Source organism: uncultured Aquincola sp. (assembly GCF_964001545.1).
Taxonomy (GTDB): Bacteria; Pseudomonadota; Gammaproteobacteria; order Burkholderiales; family Burkholderiaceae_C; genus Aquincola.
Genome location: NZ_CAXFDV010000627.1, coordinates 1 through 4,134 on the forward strand (window position 1 = coordinate 1; position 4,134 = coordinate 4,134).

7 protein-coding genes are annotated in these 4,134 nt (G+C 68.7%); 6 read left to right on the forward strand and 1 reads right to left on the reverse strand.

The genetic code is table 11. The annotated features are described in order from the left end of the window. Nucleotides 1-387 (forward strand): glucosaminidase domain-containing protein (locus tag ABNT58_RS21890; RefSeq protein ID WP_348755525.1); only part of this gene is annotated, 387 nt, incomplete at its 5' end. 16 nt (nt 388-403) lie between these two features. Here the strand turns inward: ABNT58_RS21890 and flgA are convergent. Next, nucleotides 404-1,132, reverse strand: a complete 729-nt coding sequence (gene flgA / locus ABNT58_RS21895) for a flagellar basal body P-ring formation chaperone FlgA (RefSeq protein WP_348755526.1) — start codon at nt 1,130-1,132, stop codon at nt 404-406. On the opposite strand from flgA, the gene flgB reads away from it, so the two are divergent. From flgB to ABNT58_RS21920, 5 genes are all read left to right on the forward strand, one after another. After that, nucleotides 1,125-1,487: a flagellar basal body rod protein FlgB gene (gene flgB / locus ABNT58_RS21900; RefSeq protein WP_250194517.1), complete on the forward strand. Its 363-nt coding sequence runs from the start codon at nt 1,125-1,127 to the stop codon at nt 1,485-1,487. The two genes, flgA and flgB, sit on opposite strands and share 8 nt — an antisense overlap. 1 nt (nt 1,488) lies before the next feature. Continuing rightward, nucleotides 1,489-1,893, forward strand: a complete 405-nt coding sequence (gene flgC, locus ABNT58_RS21905; RefSeq protein ID WP_348755527.1) for a flagellar basal body rod protein FlgC — start codon at nt 1,489-1,491, stop codon at nt 1,891-1,893. 4 nt (nt 1,894-1,897) lie between these two features. Further along, a complete protein-coding gene (locus ABNT58_RS21910) occupies nt 1,898-2,572 on the forward strand; it encodes a flagellar hook capping FlgD N-terminal domain-containing protein (RefSeq protein ID WP_348755528.1) in 675 nt (224 codons plus the stop codon). Nucleotides 2,573-2,591: 19 nt separating this feature from the next. Continuing rightward, a complete protein-coding gene (locus tag ABNT58_RS21915; RefSeq protein WP_348755529.1) occupies nt 2,592-3,779 on the forward strand; it encodes a flagellar hook-basal body complex protein in 1,188 nt (395 codons plus the stop codon). Between the two features lie 23 nt (nt 3,780-3,802). Next, a partial coding sequence (locus ABNT58_RS21920) for a flagellar hook-basal body complex protein (RefSeq protein WP_348755530.1) occupies nt 3,803-4,134 on the forward strand: 332 nt, incomplete at its 3' end.

The following is a 4,134-nucleotide window of genomic DNA, read 5'->3' on the forward strand; positions in this document are numbered from 1 at the left end:
CCCGACATCCTGGCCGCGCATGCCGCGCTCGAATCGGGCTGGGGCCAGCGCCCGCTGCGCGCGGCCGATGGCAGCAGCACCCACAACCTGTTCGGCATCAAGGCCGGCAGCGGCTGGCGCGGCGGCAGCGCCGATGCGCTGACCACCGAATACGAAGACGGCGTGGCGCTGAAGAAGACCGAGCGCTTCCGCAGCTACCCCGACGCGGCCAGCGCCTTCCGCGACTTTGCGCAGCTGGTGCAGACCAGCCCGCGCTACCAGGGCGCGCTGAACACCGGCACCGACGCACGGGCCTATGCAGATGCACTGGCCCGAGGCGGCTACGCCACCGACCCGAACTACGCCGACAAGCTGGTCAGCGTGGTCAACCGGCTGCGCAGCAAGTGAAGCGCCCTGCCCTGGCTCACGGCATGTCGGCCGGCTGCACCGTGCCGGTATCGACCACCCGCGCGCGGATGACCTTGCCGGTGTTGACGTTGCGCACCCGCACCACGTCGCCCTGGCGGCCGGGCTCCAGCGCCTCGCCGCTGGCGGTCACCTGGATGGGGCCGCTGCGCGCCTCGATCAGCACCACCTCGCCGCGCTTGACCAGCACCGGCGCGGTCAGCAGCCGCTTCTGCAGCACCTGGCCGGGGCGCAAGGGCCGCATCGGCGCCTGGCCGGTGGCGTCCTCGATGCTGGACATCGGGTCGGGCACCGACGAGATGTCGCGCCGGTCCAGCGTCAGGTCGCTGGCGGCCAAGGGCTTGCCCGAGGGCACGGTGGCCGCGGCCACCACCACCTCGGCGCTGAGCGTGCCGCGCACCGTGAACACGGTGCGGCTGCCGTCCACGCCCGGGCAGCGCGCCGAAAAGCGCATGCGGCTGGCAAAGCGGTTTTCCATCGTCTCGACCAGCGGCGCCTGGGCGCAGCGCGGCGCCTCCTTGGTGCCCACGGGCGAGACGCTCACTTCGATGTCCGGCGCCAGCAGTCCGTCGCGTTCGGCCTGCTGCTGCAAGGCCTCGCGGGCGGCTTCGGCCACCGCGGCTTCCATCGTGGGCACGGCGGCAGGTGCCGCGGCCACCGTGGCGGCATAGGCCAGCAACCCGGCGAAAACCCATTTTCTAGACAGGCAAAGGAGCAGCATGAGCATCGACTTCAAACAGGCGCTCGGCACGCATGCCAACACGCTGGCTTTGCGGGCGGAACGCACCAAGATCCTGGCGTCCAACATCGCCAACGAGAGCACGCCCGGCTACCAGGCGCGCGACATCGACTTTGCGGCCACCTTGCGCCAGACGGAAGCCGGCGAGGACGCCGACGGCCTGTCATTAGACACCGAGGACCCGAAGTACCGCGTGCCCTTCCATCCCACCCAGGACGGCAACACCGTCGAGCTGGGCGTGGAGCAGGCGGCCTTCTCGCAGAACGCATCGGATTTCCAGACCAGCCTGACCTTCGTGAACATGAAGCTGCGTGGTCTGGCCAAGGCCATCGAAGGACGTTGAGATGACATTCCGCAACATCGCCCAGATCGCCGGCTCCGCCATGTCGGCGCAGACCGTGCGCCTGAACACCATCGCCAGCAACCTGGCCAACGCGCAGTCGGCCACCGGCAGCGAGACCGACACCTACAAGGCCCGCAAGCCGGTGTTCGCCGCCATCTCGCAAGGCCAGGGCGGCAGCTCGGTGCAGGTGCTGGACGTGGTGCAGAGCACCGAGCCGCTGCGCAAGTCGTACGAGCCGGACCACCCGCTGGCCAACGAGGAGGGCATGGTGTTCTACCCCAACGTCAGCCCGGTGGCGGAGATGACCGACATGATGTCCGCCTCGCGCGCCTTCGAGACCAACGTCGAGGTGCTGTCGCGCATCAAGGGCATGCAGGCGTCCCTGCTGAAGCTGGGCGAGGGTTGAGTCCATGACCACCAGCCTGCTCACCAACAACACCACCGGCAACGCCAGCCAGTCCAGTGGCTCGATCAGCAATGCGATCGGCGGCAACGGCGAGATGTCCAACCTGTTCACCACGCTGCTGGTGGCACAGATCAAGAACCAGAACCCGCTGGAGCCCAACGATCCGTCGCAGTTCGTCTCGCAGCTGACGCAGCTCAGCCAGACGGAGACGATGCAGAAGCTGGCCAGCCAGACCACGCTCAACGGCGCGCTGCTGGAAAGCCTGCAGACCCTGGGCCTGGGCGGCCAGGTGGGCGGCCAGGTCACCGTCACCAGCAACAGCGTGCAGCTGGGCGATGGCGCGGTGGCCGGCAGCTTCGAGCTGGGCGCCACCAGCAGCAAGACCACCCTGGTGCTCACCGCCGACAACGGCAGCGAGCGCCGCATCGACCTGGGCACCCGGGCCGCCGGCCACGTGGACTTCAGCCTCGACCGCGGCACGCTGGGCCTGCCCGCCGGCCACTACGGCGTGCGGGTCGAAGCCGACCAGCAGGCCGCGCCCGCCATCAGCCTGCAGGGCACGCTCAGCAGCGTGCGCCTGTCCGGCAACGGCGGCGTGGTGATCGACGTCTCCAGCGTGGGCGAAACCGCCCCCGACGCGATCACCGCCTTCCACGGCCGCACCCCCGCACAACCTTGACGTACCAGAAGGAACCGACATGAGCTTTGCCATCGCACTGTCCGGCATCAACGCCATCAATGCCGAGCTGGACACCATCTCGAACAACATCGCCAACTCGGGCACCGCGGGCTTCAAGTCCGGCCGCGCCAACTTCGCTTCCATGTACGCCGGCACCCAGGCCACGGGCGCCGAGGTGTCGTCCGTCACCCAGACCATCGAAGAAGGCGGCAGCGTGACCAGCACCGGCCGCAGCATGGACGCGGCCATCAGCGGCCGCGGCTTCTTCGTCTCGCGCGATGCCAGCGGCACCATGGTCTACAGCCGCGTGGGCATGTTCACGGTCGACAAGACCGGCATGGTCATCGACAGCGCCGGCCGCAAGGTGCAGGGCTATGCCGCGGTGGAAGGCAGCACCGCCCTGGGCGCGCTGGGCGACCTGACGGTGCCCAACGGCCAGATCGCGGCCAAGGCCAGCGACACGGTCAAGTACGTCAGCAACCTGTCGCGCGACTGGACGGTGCCCACCATCACCCCGTTCAACCCGGCCGATCCGCTGACCTTCAACAGCTCCAACGTGACCCCGGTGTACGACTCGCTGGGCACCAAGCACACGGTGACGCAGTACTTCGTCAAGACCGGCACCAACGCCATCGACGTGCACTACACCTTCGATGGTGCGGCCGTGGCCACCACGCAGTCGCTGGCCTTCGACAGCAACGGCGTGCTGACCTCGCCCAACGCGCCGGTGTCGCTGAACCTGGGCACGCCCACCGGCGCCAATGCGCTGGTGGTGTCGCTGGACTATGCCGGCACCACGCAGTACGCCGGCGAATCGGTGCCCACCGTCAACAGCGCCAACGGCTATGCCTCGGGCACGCTGATCAGCACCGCGCTGGAAGAAGACGGCTCGGTGATGGCCCAGTACAGCAACGGCCAGAAAAAGCGCGTCGGCACCGTGGCGCTGGCCGCTTTCCCTTCCGAAGGCGCACTGACCCCGGTCAGCGACACCAGCTGGACGGCCTCCACCGCCTCGGGCGAAGCGCTGCTGTTCGCGGCCGGCACCGGCATGACGGGCAAGCTGACCACCGGCTCCATCGAGCAATCGAACGTCGACATGACCGGCGAGCTGGTGGGCCTGATGTCCGCCCAGCGCAACTACCAGGCCAACACCAAGGTGCTGTCCACCGAGAACGAGATGATGCAGTCGCTGATGCAGGCGGTCTGATCGGGCACTGAGGACAGCACGCGATGGACGCCTTGATCTACACGCTGATGAGCGGCGCCGAGCGCTCGATGCGGGCGCAGCAGGTGCACGCCAACAACCTGGCCAACCTGGAAACCAACGGCTTTCGCGCCGACCTGGACATGGCGCTGAGCGAGACGGTGCCCGGCGCCGGCTTCGATGCCCGCCACATGGCCAAGCTGGAGACCAACGCGGTCACCTCCCGCGCCGGCGCGGTGCGGGCCACCGGCCGCGACATGGACGTGGCGCTGCAGGGCAATGCCTACCTGGCGGTGCAGTGGAACGGCGGCGAGGCCTATACCCGCGCCGGCGCCATCCAGATCGATGCCGACGGCGC

What these genes read in the sequence shown, in the direction of transcription:
- flgA (WP_348755526.1), bottom strand. Translation starts at nt 1,132, where the DNA reads ATGCTCATGCTGCTCCTTTGCCTGTCTAGAAAATGGGTTTTCGCCGGG.
- flgC (WP_348755527.1), top strand. Translation starts at nt 1,489, where the DNA reads ATGACATTCCGCAACATCGCCCAGATCGCCGGCTCCGCCATGTCGGCG.
- ABNT58_RS21910 (WP_348755528.1), top strand. Translation starts at nt 1,898, where the DNA reads ATGACCACCAGCCTGCTCACCAACAACACCACCGGCAACGCCAGCCAG.
- ABNT58_RS21915 (WP_348755529.1), top strand. Translation starts at nt 2,592, where the DNA reads ATGAGCTTTGCCATCGCACTGTCCGGCATCAACGCCATCAATGCCGAG.
- flgB (WP_250194517.1), top strand. Translation starts at nt 1,125, where the DNA reads ATGAGCATCGACTTCAAACAGGCGCTCGGCACGCATGCCAACACGCTG.